Raw genomic sequence first — 1,769 nt, 5'->3', positions numbered from 1 at the left:
GGCGCCCGAGCGTCGTCAGCTCCCAGCCGTCGGCGCCCTTGACCAGGAGGCGCCCACCGAGGGCCCGCTCCAGCGCCGTGACGTTGCGGGCGACGGTGGTGTGGTTGACGCCGAGCGCGCGGGCCGCCGTCGTGTAGCGGCCGGTGCGGGCCACGGCCAGCAGCACCAGGAGCTGGTCGGCCACCTGGCCGGCCGGCGGGTCGTTGCGGGCTGACATGCCGCGACCGTACCAAGTGTGCATTCGTGCACACCGCCTCTGCCCACTTCGTCATTGCTGCGCACACTGCTCGCCGGGAACACTCGGGCGGGTCACAGGTGGCCGACGGCGCGGACCGCGCTCCCGGCCGCACCCCGTGTCAGAGTCGACACCTAGGAGCAGCAGCATGTCCGCACAGTCACGCACCCACGCACCGGACGACCGGTCGCTGATCAGACGCATCGTCGCCGCCTCGATGGCCGGCACCGTCGTCGAGTGGTATGACTTCTTCCTCTACGCGACCGCCGCCGCGCTCGTGTTCAACAAGGTGCTCATGCCCGAGACGGGCAACGCCTACGACGCGATCATCGCCGCGTTCGTCACCTACGCCGTCGGCTTCCTCGCCCGGCCGCTGGGCGGCATCGTCTTCGGCCACCTGGGCGACAAGCTCGGGCGCAAGTACACGCTGCAGTTCACGATCGTGCTGATCGGTGTGGCGACCGTGCTCATGGGCTGCCTGCCCACGTTCCAGCAGGTCGGCTTCCTCGCCCCGGCGCTGCTCGTGATCCTGCGCTTCGTCCAGGGCGTGGCGCTCGGGGGCGAGTGGGGCGGCGCCGTGCTGCTCGTCGCGGAGCACAGCAAGGACGACGAGCGGGCCCGCTGGACGGCGTGGCCCCAGGCAGGCGTCCCCGCGGGCAACCTGCTCGCGACCGTCGTGCTCTACACGATGTCGGCCACGCTGACCGACGAGGCGTTCCTCGCCTGGGGCTGGCGCGTGGCGTTCTGGCTGTCGGCCGTCGTCATCGTCGTGGGCTACTACGTGCGCACCCGCGTCTCCGACGCCCCCATCTACGAGGAGGCCAAGGCCGAGATCGACGAGGGTGACAAGGCCTACGGCGTGCTCGAGGTGGTCAAGCGCTACCCGCGCGGCGTGCTCACCGGCATGGGCCTGCGGTTCGCGGAGAACATCCTGTACTACCTGGTGGTCAGCTTTTCGATCGTCTACCTCGGCACGGCGCTCGGCATGGACACCACCCGCATCCTCGGTGTGGTCGCGGCCGCGCACGCGTTCCACTTCGTGGTGATCCTCGCCGTCGGCCGCCTCGCGGACCGCGTGGGCCGCAAGCCCCTGTACATCACGGGCGCCGTGCTCGGCGCGACCTGGTGCTGGTTCGCCTTCCCGGCCATGGACACCAGGAACGTCTGGGTCATCCTGGCCGTGCTCATGGCCGGCCTGCTGTTCCACGCGCTGATGTACGCCGTGCAGCCCGCGATCATGGCCGAGATGTTCCCGACCCGGATGCGGTACTCCGGCGTCTCGATCAGCTACCAGGTGACCTCCATCGTCGCGGGCTCGCTCGCGCCGATCCTCGCCACCACCTGGCTCAAGAACACCGGCTCCTGGTGGCCCACCGCCGTGTACATGGCTGTCGCCGCCCTCATCACCCTGGCCGCGGCGGTCGCGCTGCGCGAGACCAAGGGCGCGTCCCTGCACGCGCTCGACGCCGAGGACCAGGCCCGCGAGCGGGCGCTCGCCGAGGGCCGCCCGTGAGCCCCGCCCTGGAGGGTCGCC

General features: G+C 70.9%; 2 protein-coding genes. One reads left to right on the top strand and one right to left on the bottom strand.

Annotated features, from left to right (window positions below; genetic code table 11):
* Positions 1-217 (bottom strand): helix-turn-helix domain-containing protein (locus PROKR_RS27810; RefSeq protein WP_036970359.1); only part of this gene is annotated, 217 nt, incomplete at its 3' end.
* Positions 218-383: 166 nt separating this feature from the next.
* On the opposite strand from PROKR_RS27810, the gene PROKR_RS27805 reads away from it, so the two are divergent.
* Complete coding sequence (locus tag PROKR_RS27805) at positions 384-1,748, top strand: MFS transporter (protein ID WP_036970357.1); 1,365 nt, start codon at positions 384-386, stop codon at positions 1,746-1,748.
* Positions 1,749-1,769: the final 21 nt, after the last annotated feature.

The organism is Promicromonospora kroppenstedtii DSM 19349, assembly GCF_000515355.1.
Classification (GTDB): Bacteria; Actinomycetota; Actinomycetes; order Actinomycetales; family Cellulomonadaceae; genus Promicromonospora; species Promicromonospora kroppenstedtii.
Note: the sequence above shows the minus strand (reverse complement) of the source record. Positions and strands in the feature narration are given on the sequence as shown.